We start from the raw sequence: 17,722 nt of genomic DNA, 5'->3' as shown, positions 1-17,722 counted from the left end.
TTCGCGATAAGACGTCGCGGACAACCGTAACGAGAATCACTCCGAGCGAGGAGCGGCCGATGGCGAAGGACACGGACGAGCGGAAGGACGAAGGCGACGACCATTCGCTCGACATGAGCCAGGCGGCCGTGAAGCGGATGATCGGCGACGCCCGCGTGCGGGGGTACATCACCTACGACCAGCTCAATCAGGTTCTGCCGCCCGACCAGGTGTCGAGCGAGCAGATAGAGGACGTGATGTCGATGCTCTCGGAGATGGGCATCAACATCGTCGAGGCCGAGGAGGCCGAGGAAGAGGACAAGCCCGCCCAGTCCACCGCGGTGGTCGAGGCGAACAAGAACCGCGACCTCGCGGTCTCCACCGAGTCCGAGCAGAAGCTCGACCGGACCGACGACCCCGTGCGCATGTACCTGCGCGAGATGGGCTCCGTGGAGTTGCTGAGCCGCGAGGGCGAGATCGCCATCGCCAAGCGCATCGAGGCGGGGCGCAACACAATGATCGCCGGGCTCTGCGAGAGCCCGCTGACGTTCCAGGCCATCACGATCTGGCGCGACGAGCTGCTGTCCGAGGACATCCTGCTGCGCGACGTGATCGACCTCGAGACCACGTTCGGCAACCAGCTCGACGAGGACGACGACGCCCCCGTGGTCGGCGCCGCCCCGGCCAACGACAACCGTGCCGCCGCGGCGGGTGACGGCAAGGCCCAGGAGGTCGACGCCGACGGCAACCCAATCTCGGCCGACGACGACGACGAGGAGGACGACGGCGCCAACCTGTCGCTCGCCGCGATGGAGGCCGCGCTCAAGCCCCGCGTCCTTGAGACGCTGGACCGCATCGCCGACGACTACGTGACCCTGTCGGACATGCAGGACCAGCGCATCTCGGCGACCCTGAACGAGGACGACAGCTTCGGCGAGAAGGCCGAGGGCGCCTACCAGGAGCTGCGCTCCGAGATCGTTGAGCTGGTGAACTCGCTGCACCTCCACAACAACCGCATCGAGGCGCTGATCGACCAGCTCTACGGCATCAACCGCCGGATCATGTCGATCGACTCTGGGATGGTGAAGCTGGCCGACCAAGCCCGCATCAACCGCCGCGAGTTCGTCGACGCCTACCGCGGCTACGAGCTCGATCCCACCTGGATCGACCGCATGACGGAGCGCGACGGCCGCGGCTGGCAGATGCTCATGGAGCGCAGCCGCGACAAGATCGAGGAGCTGCGCGGCGACATGGCCCAGGTGGGCCAGTACGTGGGCGTCGGCATCGGCGAGTTCCGCCGCATCGTGCAGCAGGTCCAGAAGGGCGAGAAGGAGGCCCGGCAGGCCAAGAAGGAGATGGTCGAGGCCAACCTGCGCCTCGTGATCTCGATCGCCAAGAAGTACACGAACCGCGGCCTGCAGTTCCTGGACCTCATCCAGGAAGGCAACATCGGCCTGATGAAGGCCGTCGACAAGTTCGAGTACCGCCGCGGCTACAAGTTCTCGACCTACGCGACGTGGTGGATCCGACAGGCCATCACCCGCTCGATCGCCGACCAGGCGCGCACGATCCGCATCCCGGTCCACATGATCGAGACCATCAACAAGCTGGTGCGGACGGGGCGCCAGATGCTCCACGAGATCGGCCGCGAGCCGACCCCCGAGGAGCTGGCCGCCAAGCTGCAGATGCCGCTCGAGAAGGTCCGCAAGGTGATGAAGATCGCCAAGGAGCCGATCTCGCTCGAGACGCCGATCGGCGACGAGGAGGACTCGCAGCTCGGGGACTTCATCGAGGACAAGAACGCCGTGCTGCCGCTCGATTCGGCCATTCAGGAGAACCTGAAGGAGACGACGACGCGCGTCCTCGCCTCGCTGACCCCCCGCGAGGAGCGGGTGCTGCGCATGCGCTTCGGCATCGGCATGAACACCGACCACACCCTCGAGGAGGTCGGCCAGCAGTTCTCGGTCACGCGCGAGCGCATCCGCCAGATCGAGGCCAAGGCCCTGCGCAAGCTCAAGCACCCCTCGCGGTCGCGCAAGCTGCGGAGCTTCCTCGACCAGTAGGCCAAGGCTGCGAAGGCGGCGGATCGCTCCGCCGCCTTCCGCGCGATCGCTGCGACCGCGCGGCCCCTACCCCGCCGCTTCCCGTTGCAGCACGGCCCGCGTGGCCGGATGGTCCGCGCAGCGCGCGACCCAGGCGCGCACCGCCGCATGGTCCGGCACCGCGTCCGGGAACGCCGTGAACGGGCTCGACAGCAGCAGGTCGACGGCCGAGTAGTCCTCGCCCAGGAGGAACGGCCCCTCGGCCAGCGCCTCGACCAGCCGGTCCACCATCGCGTCGAAGTCGCGGAACGTGGCCCCGAGCGCGGGATGGTCGATCCCCGCGAAGCGGTGGACCAGCACGGGCTCCATCACGCCCGCATAGTAGAACAGCCAGCCGAGGAACCGGCCCCGCTGCGGATGGCCCGCGGGCCGCCCGAGACCGGCATCGGGGAACAGCTCCGTGAGATAGGCCACGATCGCGCCGCGCTCGCGCACGCTGTCCGCGCCGTTCACCAGGAACGGCACCTTCCCCTCGGGGTGGGGGTTGCGCGGGTCCGGACCGCCGGAGCCGTCCGCGCGGGCGACCGAGACCTCGACCACGTCGACGCGGTCGCGGACGCCCAGCGCCTCGATGAGCGCGAGGATCGAGGTCGAGCGGGAGTTGGGGGCATGGTAGAGCGTGAGCATCGGCGGGTCCTCCGGTTTGCGCGATGCCTCGCAATAGCCGCACCCTGCTGCCATATCCGGTCAGCATGGCCCGCCCCGACCGCCTCATGCGCCTGATGGACGCGCTGCGCCGGCTGCCTGCGCCTGTGACGGCCGAGCGCCTCGCGGCGCGGACGGGCGTGTCGCGCCGCCAGCTTTACCGCGACATCGCCACGCTGCGCGCCGGGGGCGCCCTGATCGACGGCGAGGCCGGGGTCGGGTACCGCCTGACCGAAGACCCCGCCCTGCCGCCGCAGAGCTTCTCGCGGCTGGAGATCGAGGCGCTGGTGCTCGCCGTGGGCGAGCTGCGCCTGACGGGCGACGCCGCGCTGGAGGAGGCGGGCCGCACGGCGCTGGCCCGCATCATCGCCACGCTTCCCGACGCGCAGTCCCGGCAGGCGATGCATACGGTGCTGCGGACCTTCCGCCCCCCGCCCGCCCCGGTCGAGACGTCGGTGGACATGGGGCTCCTGCGCCGGGCCTGCTGGGAGGAGCTGGCGCTCGACGTCGCCTACCGCGACCTGCGGGGGCGGCGGACGCGGCGCGAGGTCTGGCCCCTGGGGATCAGCTACGCGGCGGGCACGCTCAAGGTGCTGGTCTGGTGCCGCCTGCGCGAGGACTGGCGCCAGTTCCACGCCGCGGGAATCGAGGAGGCCCGGCCGACGGGGCGCAGCTTCCGCCCCCGCCGCGTCGCTCTGCTGCGCGACTACGCCGCCGCGCGGGCCTCCGGGGGCGCCGGGTAGGGGCGCGCCCTACCCCATGCCCGTCCGCACCGGGCTGCGCGCGGCGCGGCGGCGGTCGTCGTGCCAGCTTAGGCCAGCGGCGGTGCCCCAGGCCAGGATGTAGAGCGCGCCGAAGCCCAGCATCACCACGCCCGGCACCGGGCCGACCGCGGCGCGGGCCAGGAACGTCTCGATGCTGTCGGCGGCCACCGGATGGACGGTGATCTTGCCCACGTAGGCCACCGACTGGATCAGGAGGATCCAGAAGTAGTTGCGCCGGATGCGCCGCCCCACCGCCACCCACATCGAGACGTGGTAGTGCGGGCGCCAGTAGTCCTCGGCCAGGGTGCGGTGCCAGCCCTCCTCCATGCGCAGGTCGCCGTCGTGGAGCATCGGCGCGTAAAAGTGCGTCTCCATCCACCGCGCCCGCGCGCGCCAGACGTTGAAGTAGCGGTAGCGCCGGGCCTCCAGCATCAGGAAGAACACGATCAGCACGCCCACCAGCACGAGGGGCAGCGGCGAGGCCTCGGGCGAGGCGAAGGCGATCGACAGCGCGATGCCCAGGGTGACCACGGCCCAGTTGGTGGTGGTGTCCAGCCGCTGGCGCCAGAGCGTGGAGCGGTACACCTCGCCCCGATAGAGATGGGCCAGCGCCCCCATCTCGGCGCTGTCGAAGCGCGCCCGCTCGGTCCCCTCGGTCATCGCGGCCCTCCCCTGCCCGATCCTGCGCTCCGCGTGCGCGCCGTGGCAAGCCCGGCGCCCGCTTGGCCCCGCCCCGGCCGGGGTCTAGGATGCTCCCGACCCGCACGAGACCCGAGGTGCCGCCCCATGTCCCTTCTGTCCCGCCTGTTCGGCGGCCGCGCCAAGGAGGCTCCCGCCGCGCCGTCCGAGGAGTACCGCGGCTTCGCGATCCGCCCCGACCCCGCCAAGGCCGACGACGGCTGGCGCATCCGCGCGCTGGTCGAGAAGGACGGCCGCAGCCACGAACTGATCCGCGCCGACACCCTGCGCGACCGCGAGAGCGCCGCGGAGGCCTCGGTGCTGAAGGCCAAGCAGATGATCGACCAGTTGGGCGAGCGCATCTTCGACTGAGCGCGCCGCCGAGCCCCCGCTTGACGGCGGCGGAACGATTGCGGAACCCTCGGCGCATCAGCCGAGGGGATTCCTTTTGTCCGACAGCGTGTTCTTCGCCGCCCTTCTCGGGATGGGCGCCCTCCTGCTCGCCCTCGTGTGGCTCACCGCCTCGGCCCGCGCCGCCTGCGCCGGGCTGGGCCGCGACTTGGAGGCCATGCGCGCCGAGCGCGACGCCCACCGCGACCGCTGCGGCGCGCTGGAAGGTGAGGCGCGCGAGGCCCGCGACGCTCACGGGGCCGCCCGCGGCGACGTCTCGCGGCTGGAGCAGACAGAGCGGCACCTGCGCGAGGTGGTGGAGCGGCTGGAACGCGACGCGGGCGGCCTTGAGGCCACATTGGAGGCGGCGCGCGGCGAGGTGAAACGGCTGGAGGTGGCGAACGGGCGGCTTGAGGCCGACCTCGCGGCCCGCCGGCGCGCCCACGACGAGGAGGTGGCCCTCCTCAAGGAGATCCGCGACGACATGGCGAACCGGTTCAAGACGCTGGCCGACGCCACCTTGCGCGAGCATGGCGACCGCTTCGGCGCGCTGAACCAGGAGCGGATGGCCGCCCTTCTGAAGCCCATGCGCGAGCAGGTCGACCACTTCCAGCGCGAGCTGCGCGAGGCGCACACCGGCGCCGCCAAGGACCGCGAGCGCCTCAAGAGCGAGATCGACCAGCTCACCCGCCGCTCCGAGGAGGTCAGCCGCGAGGCCGTGGCGCTGACCAACGCGCTCAAGGGCGAGAAGCAGCGCCAGGGCGCTTGGGGCGAGATGATCTTGGAGCGGCTCCTGGAGGATTCGGGTCTGGAGAAGGGGCGCGAATACGAGACCCAGTTCTCGGTCACCGACGCCGACGGGGGCCGCCGGCGCCCCGACGTCGTGGTGCGCCTGCCCGGCGACAAGGCGGTGGTGATCGACGCCAAGGTCTCGCTGGTGGCCTACGAGGCGGCCGTGAACGCGGAAGGCGAGGAGGAGCGCGCCCGCCAGATGCGCGCCCACCTCGCCGCCACCCGCGCCCACATCGACGAACTGGCCCGGCGCGACTACGCCGCGCTGGTGAGCGGCTCGGTGGACTACGTGCTGATGTTCATGCCCGTGGAGGGCGCGCTGGCCGCCGCCCTCGCCGAGCAGCCCGACCTGACGGCCTACGCCATGAGCCGCCGCGTGGGCATCGCCACGCCCACGACGCTGATGATGGCGCTGCGCACGATCCAGCACGTCTGGGCGGTGGAGACGCGGCAGCGCAACGCCGAGGACATCGCCCGCCGGGCAGGGCTGCTGCACGACAAGATGGCCGGCGTGGTCGAGGCCTTCGAGAAGGTGGGCGACCATCTCGGGCGCGCCCAGAGCGAGCACGCCACCGCGCTGGAGCGGCTCTCGCGCGGCAACGGCAACGTGCTCGGGCAGTTCGACAAGCTGCGCCGCCTCGGCGCCCGCACCGGCAAGACGCTCGCGAAGGACTTCGACCCCGAGGACGACGAGGGCGAGGACGCCCCCCTCGCCCTCGCCCCCGAGCCCGCCGAGTGACCCAGACCACCTTCCACGTCCGCACCCCCGGCCCCGGTCTCGTAGAGATCACCGAGGAGGTCGCCCGCTGGCTGCCCCCGCGCGACGGCCTGCTGACCCTCTTCCTGCGCCACACCTCCGCGAGCTTGCTGATTCAGGAGAACGCGGACCCCGAGGTGCAGACTGACCTCCTCGCCTGGCTCTCGCGCCTCGTGCCGCCCTCGATCGACCCCTCGCTCGGCTATCTCACCCACACCTACGAGGGCCCCGATGACATGCCCGGCCACATCCGTGCGATGCTGCTTCCGGTCTCCCTGTCAATCCCGGTGGAGCGCGGCCGCATGCTGCTTGGCCGCTGGCAGGGCCTCTTCGTCTTCGAGCACCGCGACCGCCCCCACGACCGCGAGGTGGCCGCGCACTTCCTCGGGTAGCGCGGCGCCCCGCCCCACCTAGACACACAACCCGTGGGGCGGCACAAAGGCGTCGGCGCAAGCGGTGGGGACCGCGGGGGCGCCGGGGGACCGACCGATGCGCTGCCCGTTCTGCGGCAACATAGACACGCAGGTGAAGGACTCGCGTCCCGCCGAGGATCACGTCGCGATCCGGCGGCGGCGCCTCTGCCCCGCCTGCGGGGGCCGCTTCACCACCTACGAGCGGGTGCAGCTGCGCGACCTCGTGGTCATCAAGGCGTCCGGCAAGCGCGAGGAGTTCGACCGCGACAAGCTGGAGCGCTCGATCCGCATCTCCATGCAGAAGCGCCCCCTCGAGCCGGAGCGCATCGACCAGATGATCTCGGGCATCGTGCGGCGGCTCGAGTCGATGGGCGACACCGACGTGGGCTCCAAGCAGATCGGCGAGATCGTGATGGAGAGCCTCGCGCGCGTGGACACGGTCGCCTACGTGCGCTTCGCGAGCGTCTACAAGAACTTCCAGGCCGCCGACGACTTCGAGAGTTTCGTGGCCGAGCTGCGCCCCCCCGCCCCCGAGTGAGCGACCCCAACGACGCGCGCTGGATGGCCGCCGCCCTCGCGCTCGCCGCGCGGGGGCTGGGGCGGGTCTGGCCCAACCCGGCGGTGGGCTGCGTCGTCGTGCGGGACGGCCGTGTGGTCGGACGCGGGCGCACCGCCGACGGGGGCCGGCCCCATGCCGAGGCGGTGGCGCTGGCCGAGGCCGGGAGTGCCGCGCGCGGCGCCACCGCCTACGTCACGCTGGAGCCTTGCGCCCACCACGGCCGCACGCCCCCCTGCGCCGAGGCACTCGTGGCGGCGGGCGTCGCGCGCGTCGTGGTGGCGGCGGGCGACCCGGACGGGCGCGTGGACGGGCGCGGGCTGGCGATCCTTCGGGGGGCGGGGATCGAGGTGACCACGGGCGTGATGGAGGCCGAGGCCCGCGCGCTGCAGGCCGGGTTCCTCTCCCGCGTGGAGCGGGGCCGCCCCTTCCTCACCCTGAAGCTCGCCACCACCCTCGACGGGCGCATCGCCACGGCGTCGGGCGAGAGCCGTTGGATCACCGGTCCCGCCGCGCGCGCCCACGTCCACGCCCGCCGCGCCGCCTTTGATGCGGTAATGGTGGGCGCCGGCACCGCGCGGGCCGACGATCCGCAACTGACGGTGAGGGGCATGGGCGAGCGGCCCCAGCCGGTGCGGGTGGTGCTCGCGCGCGCGCTTGCGCTCGACCCCGCGCTCGGCCTCGTGCGGACCGCCCGCGAGGTGCCGACGTGGCTGGTCCATGCCACCGGCGACCCCGCCCCCTTCGAGGCGGCGGGCGCCGCCTGCATCCGCGTGCTCGAGACGGCGGGCCACATCGACCTCCCCGCCGCCCTCGCCGCCCTCGGTCAGCGCGGCCTTACGCGCGTCTACTGCGAGGGCGGCGGCACCCTCGCCGCGTCGCTCCTGCGCGCGGGCCTCGTGGACAGGCTCGAATGCTACACCGCCGGCGCCGCGATCGGCGCCGACGGCATCCCCGCCCTCGGCCCCATAGCCCTCGCCAAGCTCGCCGACGCCCCCCGCCTCCGCCTAGCGGAAACCCGCCCCCTCGGCCCCGACACCTTCACGGCATGGGAGCCCTAGCCCCCTTCCTCTGGCCCTAAATATCTCGGGGTTCGGGGCAGAGCCCCGACGGCCCGCCCTTATCGGATGGTCCGCCCCACCGCGTCCCCCCACACCGCGTAACGGGACGCCCGCTCCTCCTCCCCCATCACCGGCTCGAACCGCCGCTCCACCGCCCACTGCGCGGCGAAGGCCTCCATGTCCGGGCACACGCCCGCCCGCATGCCCGCCAGCCACGCGGCCCCGAGTGCCGTGGTCTCGGTGACCTCGGGCCGGTCCACGGGCGCGCCCAGCGCATCGGCGAGGAACTGCATCGTCCAGTCCGAGGCGGTCATACCCCCGTCCACCCGCAGCACGGTGTCGCCCAGACTCGCGACGTCGGCGCGCATGGCCTCCAGCAGGTCGCGCGTCTGCCACGCCACGCTCTCTAGGGCCGCGCGGGCCAGCTCGGCGGGGCCGGTGCCGCGGGTCAGGCCGAAGATCGCGCCGCGGGCGTCCGGCTCCCAGTGCGGGGCGCCGAGGCCGGTGAAGGCGGGCACGAGCGTCACGCGCTGGTTCGGGTCGGCGCGCTCCGCCAGCGTGCCCGCCTCGGAGGCCGAGCCGATCACCCCCAGCCCGTCGCGCAGCCACTGGACCACGGCGCCGGCCACGAAGATCGAGCCCTCCAGGGCGTAGGTGGGTTTGCCGTCCAACTGGTAGGCTATGGTGGACAGCAGCCGGTTCGAGGACGCCACCGGCGCGTCGCCGACGTTCAGCAGCGCGAAGCACCCGGTGCCGTAGGTCGACTTCAGCATGCCGGGCCGGAAGCACGCCTGCCCCACCGTGGCCGCCTGCTGGTCGCCCGCGACGCCGAGGATGGGGATGGACGGCCCGAGCACGTCCGTGGTGCCGAAGTCGGCGGCGCTGTCGCGCACCTCGGGCAGCATGTGCATCGGCACGTCCAAGAGGCGGCAGACGTCCTCGGACCAGCGCCCCTCGTGGATGTCGTAGAGCATGGTGCGGCAGGCGTTCGTGGCGTCGGTCGCGTGGACCGCGCCCCCGGTGAGCCGCCAGATCAGGTAGGAGTCGACGGTGCCGAACAGCAGCCGATCGGCCCGCGCCCGCGCGCCGTTCTCGAGGATCCAGCGCAGCTTGGTGGCCGAGAAGTAGGGGTCGAGCAGGAGGCCAGTGCGCTCGGTCACCATCGCCTCGTGGCCGGCCTCCTTCATCGCGCGGCAGTACTCGGCCGTCCGCCGGTCCTGCCAGACGATGGCGTTGTGCGCCGCCTTCCCGGTCTCGCGGTCCCAGACGACGGTGGTCTCGCGCTGGTTGGTGATGCCGATGGCGGCGATGTCGCGGGCGTCGATCCCGGCCTTCTCGACGGCGGCCTTCATCGTGGCCACGGTCGTGCGCCAGAGGTCCTCGGGGTCGTGCTCGACCCAGCCCGAGTCGGGGAAGTGCTGGGGGAACTCCTCCTGCGCGGTCGCCACGATCCGCAGCGAGGCGTCGAATACGATCGCCCGGCTGGAGGTGGTGCCTTGGTCGATGGCGAGGATGTGGGTCATGCGGCGCTCCCCCTTCGGCTGCGGAGGCTAGGGTTACGCAGGGGGGAAGCGAGGGGCCAGCCCCTCGGGCTCCCCGAGGTATTTTGGGCCAGAGGAAGGGGGGGGGGCGCCGCCTCGCCCCGGCCTTGCGCCGGGGCCTCGGGTCGCAGGCGGCGGAGGTCCTGGGATGAGAGCGCAACCGGCGATGTCAGCGCCCGGCCCCCGATCCCACCGCCGCGGCACGCCGAGGAGACGCGCGAGGCCGGGGCGAGCCCTACTTCACCTGCGTCCCCCCTACTCCACCCGCGCGACCAGCTCCGCCACGCGCGGGCCCAGCGCCTCGACGATCACCTGCACGCCCTCGGCGTTGGGATGGATGCCGTCGGGCTGCATGTAGCGCGCCCGCGCCTCGGCGGGCGTCAGCTCGGCCACGAGCGGCCCGAGGAAGCTCGCCTCGTGCAGCGCCCCGTGCGCCTCGGCGACCTCCGGGTACATCGCATCGAACGCCGCCTTGTAGTCGGGGCCGAAGTTGCCCGGCGCCTCCAGCCCGACCAGCAGCGCCTCGACGCCCGCGGCGTCGAGCTTCGTGAGGATGCCGTCCAAGTTCGCGCGGCTCGATGCGGGGTCGATCCCCCGCAGGAGGTCGTTGCCCCCCAGCGCCACGATCGCGGCATCGGGCTCCGAGGCCAGCGACCAGTCGACGCGCGCGAGGCCCCCGGCGGTGGTGTCGCCCGAGACGCCCGCGTTCTCGACCACGGCGTCCACGCCCTCGCGTTCCAGCCATGCCTGCAAGGCGGGCACGAAGCCCTCGCCTTGGGCGAGCCCGTAGCCGGCGGTCAGGCTGTCGCCCAGGGCGAGCACCCGAACCGGCTCGGCGGCGGCCGCTCCCGCCTTGAGGGCCACGAGGCAGACCCCATATGTGGCCCCACGCGCCATCGCACGGAGTCCCCCCATGGTCCTCGCCCTCCACGACGTCTCGCTGTCCCTCGACGGGAACGCGGGGCGGGTCGACATCCTGCACGGCATCACGCTCGATGTGGCGGCGCGCGAGACGGTGGGGCTGGTGGGACCTTCGGGCAGCGGCAAGTCGTCTCTCCTCATGGTGATGGGCGGGCTGGAGCGCGCCACGGGCGGCACCGTGCGCGCGCTCGACCACGACCTGACGGCGATGGACGAGGACGCGCTGGCCCGCTTCCGCCGGGAGCATATGGGGGTCGTGTTCCAGTCCTTCCACCTCATCCCGACCATGACCGCGCTGGAGAACGTGGCCACGCCTCTGGAGCTGGCGGGCGCGGCGGACGCCTTCGAGCGCGCCGAGGCGGAGCTGGAGGCCGTGGGCCTCGGGCACCGGATCGGCCACTACCCCTCCCAGATGTCGGGCGGCGAGCAGCAGCGCGTGGCCCTCGCCCGCGCCGCCGCGCCCCGTCCCCACGTGCTGCTGGCCGACGAGCCCACGGGCAACCTCGATGCGGCCACCGGCGAGCAGATCATGGATCTGCTGTTCGGCCTGCGGGACCGGCACGGGGCCACGCTGATCCTCGTGACCCACTCCCGCCAACTCGCGGAGCGGTGCGACCGTGTGGTGCGCCTCGTGGACGGGCGCTTGGATGCCGCGGTGCGCGAGGCGGCGGAATGACCGCCGCGGCCGATGTCATCCCGGCCACGGGGAGCCGCAGCGGCCGCGCCCGGCGCACCCTGCGCGATGCCGCCCGCATCGCGAAGCGCGAGTTGCGCGGCGGCCTCGCCGGCTTCCGCATCTTCCTCGCCTGCCTGGCCCTGGGCGTCGCCGCCATCGCCGCGGTCGGATCGGTGCGCGTGTCGATCACCGACGGCCTCGTGCGCGAGGGCCGCGCGATCCTCGGCGGCGATGCGGAGATCGAGTTCGCCTACCGCCTCGCCACGCCCGAGGAGCGCGCCGTGCTGGACGCCATCGGGACCGTGTCCGAGATCGTCGACTTCCGCTCGATGGCCGCCACGGGCGCGGGCGCGGACGCCGACCGCGCGCTCACGCAGGTGAAGGCGGTGGACGATCTCTACCCGCTCGTGGGCGCGGTGGAGCTGGAGCCGGCGATCCCGCTCGCCGAGGCCCTCGCCGGCGACCGGGTGGCGATCCATCCCGTGCTGGCCGACCGGCTGGCGCTGGAGGTCGGCGACCCGTTCTTCCTCGGCGCGAAGCGCTTTGAGGTCGGCGCGCTGATCCTGCGTGAACCGGATGCGGGCGCCGCGGGCTTCGGCCTCGGCCCGCGCACGCTGGTGCGCACCGAGGCGCTGGAGGGCACCGGGCTCCTCGCCGCAGGCTCGCTGTTCGAGGGCGAGTACCGCCTCGCCCTGCCCCTTGGCACGCCCGACGAGCGGCTCGACGCGGTGCGCGCCGAGGTGGAGGCCGCGACCGAGGGCACCGGCGCGCGCTGGCGCGACCGGCGCAACGCCTCGCCCTCGATCGCGCGCTTCGTGGACCGGATCGGCGCCTTCCTCGTGCTGGTCGGCCTCGCCGGCCTCGCCGTGGGCGGCGTGGGCGTGTCGGCCGCCGTGCGCGCCTATCTCGACCGCAAGATCCCCGTGATCGCCACGCTCAAGACCCTGGGCGCCGAGGGGCGCACCATCTTCGCCGCCTACTTCCTGCAGATCGGCGCGCTGGCCGCCCTCGGCATCGTGCTCGGGCTGATCCTCGGCGTCATCATTCCGCTCGTGGCCGCGCCCTTCATCGAGGCTTCGCTGCCCGTGCCCGTGGCCTTGGGCGTCCACCCCGCGCCCTTGGCCGAGGCCGCCCTCTACGGCGCCCTCACCGCCCTCATCTTCACGCTCTGGCCCCTCGCCCGCACCGAGCGGGTGCGTGCCGCGGCCCTGTTCCGCGACGCCTCCGGCCCGATCCGCGTCTGGCCGCGCCGGCGCTACCTCGTGGCCCTCGGGGTCTCGGCGGCGGCCCTCGTGGCGATCTCGGCGGCGCTGTCGGGCATCCCGACCCTCGCCCTGTGGTCCGCGGCGGGCATCCTCGTGGCACTGGCCGTGCTCGTTGCCGCCGCCTGGGGCGTGCGCCGCCTCGCAAAGCGCCTCGCCCGCGCGCGCTGGGTGCGGGGCCGCCCGGCGCTGCGCACGGCCCTCGGCTCCGTGGGCGGTCCGGGCGGCGAGGCGACGGCGGTGGTGCTGAGCCTCGGCCTTGGCCTCACCGTGCTTGCCGCCGTGGGGCAGATCGACGCCAACATGCGCGCCGCCATCGACCGCGACCTGCCCGAGGTCGCGCCCTCCTACTTCTTCGTGGATATCCAGCCCGACCAGATCGGCCCGTTCCTCGACACGGTGAACGCCGACCCGGCCGTCAGCCGCGTCGACACCGCGCCGATGCTGGGCGGCGTGATCCAGAGCATCGCCGGGCGCCCCGCGTCCGAGTTCGACCACTGGGTCACCCGCGGCGACCGCCGCATCAGCTTCGCCGGCGCCCTGCCCGAGGGCACCCGCGTCGTGGAGGGCGAATGGTGGGGCGAGGACTATGCGGGGCCGCCGCTGGTCAGCATGGCGCGCGAGGAGGCCGAGGAGCTTGGCGTCCGGGTCGGCGACGCGATCGCCATCAACGTGCTCGGCCGTGATGTCGAGGCCACCGTGGCCAACTTCCGCGAGGTGGACTTTTCGTCGGGCGGCATCGGCTTCGTCCTGGTGTTCGACGAGGGCGCGCTGGCGGGCGCGCCGCACACCTGGCTGTCCACCGTCTATGCCGAACCCGAGGCCGAGGCCCGCATCCTGCGCGCCGTGGCCGGGGACGCCCCCAACATCACCGCGATCCGCGTAGGCGATGCCATCGCGCTGGTCACCGAGGCGCTGTCGGCGCTCGCCGCCGCCACCTCCTGGGGCGCTGGCGCCACCTTGCTCACGGGCTTCGTGGTGCTGATCGGCGCCGCGGCGGCGGGCGAGCGGGCGCGCGTCTTCGAGGCGGCCGTACTCAAGACCCTGGGCGCGACGCGCGCGACCATCCTCGCCAGCTTCGCGCTGCGCTCCGCGATCCTCGGGGCGGCGGCGGGCATCGTGGCGATCCTCGGCGGCGCGCTGGCGGGCTGGGGCGTGATGCGCTTCGTGATGGACGCGCCCTACGCGTTCGAGCCGGTGTCCGCGACGCTGATCGTGGTGGGGGGCGCGCTAGCGACCCTGCTGGCCGGCCTCGCCTTCGCGTGGCGTCCCCTAGCCGCGCGCCCGGCGCAAGTGCTGCGCGGACGCGAGTGACGCGAATCGCTTGACCGGCGGGGGCGCTCGCGAAGAGGAGTGCCGCTGCTGCAGCAAACGGGGCTCGTTCCCGGCAAGGACGGTCCCTGCGCCTTCGTGAAGAAGGAGGCGCGCATGGGGGGCCGGGCCCGGTCTTCGTGCCGTCCGCCATGCCCCGAGGGGCGATCCGGTCATTCCGAGACGCGCTGGCTTCCGGGGTTCGTGCTCCGGGGGGCGCAGCGCATGGTGCTAGGCGATCCACGCCCCGGCCTTGCGCCGGGGCCTCCGCCAACCACCTGCACTGACACTGCGGAGTGAAGCGCCAACTGCAACCAGAGGCCCCGGATCAGGTCCGGAGGGTGGAACCCTTGCTGCGACCCGCGCCGCTCAAACCCCGAACGGCACCCACACCGTCTGCACTTCCGTCCCCGCGTCCAGCCACGGCCCGGCGTCGCGCGCCTCCCAGTCGCGGCCCGCGCCACCGTTCACCCAGGTCCGCTTCAGGTTGCCCGCCGCCTCGCGCTCGATCACGCTCGAGACGTCCGCCTCCGAGAAGCTCCACACCGCGTCCACGCCCATGTGCCCCGCGAGGTGGGGCGCCAGCTCCGCGTGGTCACCCGACAGGATGTTCACGACGCCCCCCGGCACGTCCGACGTGTCGAGCACCTGATAGAGGTCGGTCGCCGCCAGCGGCGCCGTCTCGGGCGCGACCAGCACCAGACGGTTGCCCAGCGCCATGGACGCTCCGACGATCTGCGCGATCCCGGCCAGCGGCGCCTCCTCGGGCGCGAAGGCGCCGACCACGCCCACGGGGCGGTTCAGGGCCAGCGCCAGCCCGCCTATGGGCACGCTCACCACGCGGCCGTCGTGCTTGTCGGCCCAGGCCGCCCAGCGGAACAGGTGGCGCACGGCGGTCTCGACCTCACGGCCACGCTCGCCACCCTGCTGCGACTTCAGCCGCGCAGCGAACTCATCGCGACGCGCGTGAAGGTTCTCGGCGAGGTAGTAGAGGATCTGCGCCCGCATGTGGCCCGTGCTGGACGCCCAGCCCGAGGCCCCGGCGGCGGCCTCCACGGCGTTGCGCACGTCCTTGCGGTTGGCGATCCCCACCTGCCCCACCGCGCCCTGCGGCCCGGCGACGGTGCGGGTGTAGCCGCCGTCGGGGCGGGCCTGCTTGCCGCCGACGTACATCTTGGCGGTGCGGTCGATGGGGTCGGCGAGCGCCCCCGCGGCCTCGAAGCGCTTCGCGGGCTTCAGCTTCGTCCCCGGCGCGGGGCGCAGGTAGGCCCCCAGCCCGGCCACGCCGCCCTCGCGGCCGAAACCACTCTCCTTCATGCCGCCGAAGGGGGCGGCCGCGTCGAGCATGTTGGCCCCGTTGACCCAGATCACCCCGGCGCGGATGCGCGGCGCGACGCCCAGCGCGTGGTCCACGTCCTGCGACCAGATCGAGCCGGCCAGCCCGTAGTTCGTGTCGTTTGCCAGCTGCACCGCCTCATCGGGCGTGCGGAAAGTGGTCATCGCCAGCACCGGGCCGAACACCTCCTCCTGCATGATCGGATCGGCGGAGTGGACGTTCTCGACCAGCACCGGCGGCAGGTAGCAGCCCTCGGGGGCCGTGCCGCGGTGCACGTCGCCGCCCGTGCGCGCCAGCATCGCCTCGACCCGCGCCTTGTGCTCGGCATGGACCATGGCGCCCATGTCCACCGCCTTGTCGAGCGGGTCGCCCACGCGGATGCGCGCCATGCGCGCCTTGAGCCGCGCGGCGAAGTCTTCGGCGATGCCCTCCTGCACCAGCGCGCGGGCGCCCGCGCAGCAGACCTGCCCGCCGTTGAACCAGATGGCGTCAACCAGCCCTTCGACGGCGCCGTCGATGTCGGCGTCCTCGAACACGACGTAAGGGCTCTTGCCGCCCAGCTCGAGCGTCAGGCCCATGCCGCGCCCGGCGGTCTCGCGGCGCAGGACGCGGCCCACCTCGGTGGAGCCGGTGAAGGCCAGCTTGTCGATCGGGGCCGCCGTCAGCGCCGCCCCCGTGGCGCCGTCGCCGGTCACGATGTTGACCACGCCCGGCGGCACGCCCGCTTCCTGGAGGATGTCGCAGAAGGCCAGCGCGGTGAGGGGCGTCCACTCGGCCGGTTTCAGTACCACCGCGTTGCCCATGGCGAGCGCCGGCGCGATCTTCCAGGCCAGCATCAGCAGCGGGAAGTTCCACGGCACGATCTGCCCGCACACGCCCCAGGGCTCGCGCCCCGGCACGATCTCGGAGCGCAGCTCGGCGTGGCCAGCGTGGTGGTAGAAGTGCCGCGCGGCCAGCGCCACGTCGATGTCGCGCGCCTCGCGAATCGGCTTGCCGGTGTCGAGCACCTCCAGCACGGCGAGCAGACGCGCGTGCTTCTGCAGCCCCCGCGCTATGGCGTAGAGGACGCGGGCACGGGCATGGTCGTCCAGCTTGGCCCACCCGGGCTGTGCCTTGCGCGCGGCCTTCACGGCGGCGGCCACGTCCGAAGCGGTGCCTTGCGTGACCTCGGCCAGAACCTCGCCCGTGGCGGGGTTCACGGTGGCGAAGCACTCGCCGGGGGCCAGCCGCTCGCCGTCCACGAAGTGCCCGAAGCGCCGCCCGTGGGCATCCAGCCAGGCGTCCGCCTCGCCCCGCCCCTCGGGCGCGGGTCCCCATTCCATCGTCTCGAAGATCTCGGCCACGGTCATCTCTCGCCTCCGGGGCGCGGGGCCCCTCTTCTTCGTTCCAGAAATACCTCGGGGAGCGAGGGGCTGGCCCCTCGCTCCCGCCCTCAAGCCACCGCGTGCCGGTAGCCCGCCGAGTACCGCCCCGTCACGTGATGCTCGAGCTGCCGCTCGATGTCGCCCAGCAGCGACGACGCCCCGAAGCGGAACAAGTCGGGGCGCAGCCAGCGGTCGCCAAGCTCCTCCTTGAGGAGCGCGAGGTAGGTGATCGCGTCCTTGGCCTTGGAGATGCCGCCCGCCGGCTTGTAGCCGACCTTGAAGCCCGTCCGCCGCTCGTGGTCGCGGATCGCGCGCATCATCACGAGGCTCACGGGCAGCGTGGCGTTCACGCTCTCCTTGCCCGTCGACGTCTTGATGAAGTCGGCGCCGCCCATCATGCAGACCGCTGACGCCTTGGCGACGTTGCGCAAGGAGCCAAGCTCGCCCGTCGCCAGGATCGCCTTCACGTGCGCCGCGCCGCAGGCCTCGCGCATCTGGCGCATCTCGTCGTAGAGGGCCTGCCAGTTCCCGGTCAGCACGTGGCGGCGCGAGATCACGATGTCGATCTCGGCGGCACCGGCGGCGACGCTCTCCTCGATCTCGCGCAGGCGCAGGTGGAGCGGCGTGAGGCCGGCCGGAAAGCCGGTCGAGACGGCAGCCACGGGGATGCGCCCCGCCACGGCGTCCACGGCCACGGGCACCATCTCGTGGTAGACGCAGACCGCGCCGCAGGTGAGATCGGGCAGGCCGAGCGCCTCTAGGAGGTCGCCGCGCACCGGGTTCAGCGCCTTGGCGCACAGGCGCCGCACCCGCTGGGGCGTGTCGTCGCCCGCGAGCGTGGTGAGGTCGATCAGCGACACGGCCCGCGCCAGCCACGCGGCCTGCCACTGCTTCTTCACCGACCGGCGCGCGGGGATCGTCGTGGCGCGGCGCTCCGTGGCGGGGGTGTTGACGCGGATGCCCTCGAGGAGGCCGGCGTCGAAGGCCGTTCCGGGATTGCGGGCGAGGTCGGATGTCACGCGGGTCGCACTCCTGCGATCGTTTCGGAATCGCGGACGGCGCGGGGGCCGTTGCGGGCGGGGGCCGTTGCGGGGCGGGAAAGTCGTTGCATGCCCCCCATGCGAGTGCAACCTTGACCCGACCGCCGCGCCCGCGACGTCCGACGCCGGAGCCC

At 73.0% G+C, this 17,722-nt stretch carries 15 protein-coding genes; 9 read left to right on the top strand and 6 right to left on the bottom strand.

The features are described from left to right. Positions 1–59: 59 nt before the first annotated feature. Positions 60–2,042 (top strand): RNA polymerase sigma factor RpoD, encoded by a 1,983-nt coding sequence (gene rpoD / locus K3554_RS08370; protein ID WP_259939144.1) that lies wholly within the window; start codon positions 60–62, stop codon positions 2,040–2,042. Between the two features lie 66 nt (positions 2,043–2,108). Here the strand turns inward: rpoD and K3554_RS08365 are convergent, their stop codons facing one another. After that, positions 2,109–2,708 carry a glutathione S-transferase family protein gene (locus K3554_RS08365; protein ID WP_259939143.1) on the bottom strand — a complete coding sequence of 200 codons (600 nt, stop codon included), beginning with the start codon at positions 2,706–2,708 and terminating at the stop codon, positions 2,109–2,111. 65 nt (positions 2,709–2,773) lie between these two features. Between K3554_RS08365 and K3554_RS08360 the strand changes: the two genes are divergently transcribed. Then, the gene (locus K3554_RS08360) at positions 2,774–3,469 is read left to right on the top strand and encodes a YafY family protein (RefSeq protein WP_259939141.1); all 696 of its coding nucleotides are present in this window, start codon (positions 2,774–2,776) and stop codon (positions 3,467–3,469) included. A gap of 9 nt (positions 3,470–3,478) precedes the next feature. Here the strand turns inward: K3554_RS08360 and K3554_RS08355 are convergent, their stop codons facing one another. Next, positions 3,479–4,150, bottom strand: coding sequence for a DUF2270 domain-containing protein (locus K3554_RS08355; protein WP_259939140.1), 672 nt, complete (start codon positions 4,148–4,150; stop codon positions 3,479–3,481). A gap of 126 nt (positions 4,151–4,276) precedes the next feature. On the opposite strand from K3554_RS08355, the gene K3554_RS08350 reads away from it, so the two are divergent. The 5 genes from K3554_RS08350 to ribD all read left to right on the top strand — a co-directional run bounded on the left by K3554_RS08350 (position 4,277) and on the right by ribD (position 8,137). Then, complete coding sequence (locus K3554_RS08350) at positions 4,277–4,540, top strand: HlyU family transcriptional regulator (RefSeq protein WP_259939139.1); 264 nt, start codon at positions 4,277–4,279, stop codon at positions 4,538–4,540. A 76-nt stretch (positions 4,541–4,616) separates the two neighbouring features. Then, positions 4,617–6,089 (top strand): DNA recombination protein RmuC, encoded by a 1,473-nt coding sequence (gene rmuC, locus K3554_RS08345; protein WP_259939138.1) that lies wholly within the window; start codon positions 4,617–4,619, stop codon positions 6,087–6,089. Then, entirely contained in the window at positions 6,086–6,499 is a 414-nt protein-coding gene (locus K3554_RS08340; protein ID WP_259939137.1) for a secondary thiamine-phosphate synthase enzyme YjbQ, read from the top strand. Before rmuC ends, K3554_RS08340 begins: the two co-directional genes overlap by 4 nt. 97 nt (positions 6,500–6,596) lie before the next feature. Beyond that, positions 6,597–7,058: a transcriptional regulator NrdR gene (gene nrdR, locus K3554_RS08335; protein WP_259939136.1), complete on the top strand. Its 462-nt coding sequence runs from the start codon at positions 6,597–6,599 to the stop codon at positions 7,056–7,058. Next, complete coding sequence (ribD, locus tag K3554_RS08330) at positions 7,055–8,137, top strand: bifunctional diaminohydroxyphosphoribosylaminopyrimidine deaminase/5-amino-6-(5-phosphoribosylamino)uracil reductase RibD (RefSeq protein WP_259939135.1); 1,083 nt, start codon at positions 7,055–7,057, stop codon at positions 8,135–8,137. Before nrdR ends, ribD begins: the two co-directional genes overlap by 4 nt. A gap of 59 nt (positions 8,138–8,196) precedes the next feature. On the opposite strand, the gene glpK is transcribed toward ribD, so the two are convergent. Beyond that, a complete protein-coding gene (gene glpK, locus K3554_RS08325) occupies positions 8,197–9,660 on the bottom strand; it encodes a glycerol kinase GlpK (RefSeq protein ID WP_259939134.1) in 1,464 nt (487 codons plus the stop codon). A gap of 273 nt (positions 9,661–9,933) precedes the next feature. Next, positions 9,934–10,575, bottom strand: a complete 642-nt coding sequence (locus tag K3554_RS08320) for an arylesterase (RefSeq protein ID WP_259939133.1) — start codon at positions 10,573–10,575, stop codon at positions 9,934–9,936. A 16-nt stretch (positions 10,576–10,591) separates the two neighbouring features. Between K3554_RS08320 and K3554_RS08315 the strand changes: the two genes are divergently transcribed. Both K3554_RS08315 and K3554_RS08310 read left to right on the top strand, forming a co-directional pair. Continuing rightward, entirely contained in the window at positions 10,592–11,275 is a 684-nt protein-coding gene (locus tag K3554_RS08315) for an ABC transporter ATP-binding protein (RefSeq protein WP_259939131.1), read from the top strand. A 59-nt stretch (positions 11,276–11,334) separates the two neighbouring features. Next, positions 11,335–13,851 carry an ABC transporter permease gene (locus K3554_RS08310; RefSeq protein ID WP_259945847.1) on the top strand — a complete coding sequence of 839 codons (2,517 nt, stop codon included), beginning with the start codon at positions 11,335–11,337 and terminating at the stop codon, positions 13,849–13,851. A 366-nt stretch (positions 13,852–14,217) separates the two neighbouring features. Here the strand turns inward: K3554_RS08310 and K3554_RS08305 are convergent, their stop codons facing one another. Beyond that, entirely contained in the window at positions 14,218–16,533 is a 2,316-nt protein-coding gene (locus K3554_RS08305) for an aldehyde dehydrogenase family protein (protein WP_259939129.1), read from the bottom strand. A gap of 83 nt (positions 16,534–16,616) precedes the next feature. Beyond that, on the bottom strand, positions 16,617–17,567 hold the full coding sequence (deoC, locus tag K3554_RS08300) for a deoxyribose-phosphate aldolase (protein ID WP_259939127.1): 951 nt from the start codon (positions 17,565–17,567) through the stop codon (positions 16,617–16,619). Positions 17,568–17,722 lie beyond the last annotated feature (155 nt).

It is taken from the genome of Jannaschia sp. W003 (assembly GCF_025144335.1).
Classification (GTDB): domain Bacteria; phylum Pseudomonadota; class Alphaproteobacteria; order Rhodobacterales; family Rhodobacteraceae; genus Jannaschia.
The sequence above is the reverse complement of the archived record's forward strand: the minus strand, read 5'-3'. Positions and strand labels throughout refer to the sequence as shown.